Below are 230 nucleotides of genomic sequence, written 5' to 3' on the forward strand. Positions count from 1 at the left end.
GATGCGTTCGCCGTGGTCTTCGCCACCGGCATGCACACCGAACTCGGCCGGATCGCCGCACTCTCCGAACGCGTCGGCCACGACCAGAGCCCGCTCGAAAAGCAGGTCACCCGGGTCACCCGGGTCGCGCGGATCATAGCCGTCGCCGCTGTCGCCATGGGCATCGCGTGCATCCCCGTAGGTACCCTCCTCGGCCACCTGTCCCTGAGCGATACCCTGAACTTCGCGAT

1 protein-coding gene is annotated in these 230 nt (G+C 67.4%); it reads left to right on the forward strand.

What is annotated here, in order from left to right; genetic code table 11:
• A partial coding sequence (locus tag AC3XQU_RS25140) for a hypothetical protein (RefSeq protein WP_489876801.1) occupies nucleotides 1–230 on the forward strand: 230 nt, incomplete at both ends.

The organism is Telluria sp. AZSoR62, from assembly GCF_058111565.1.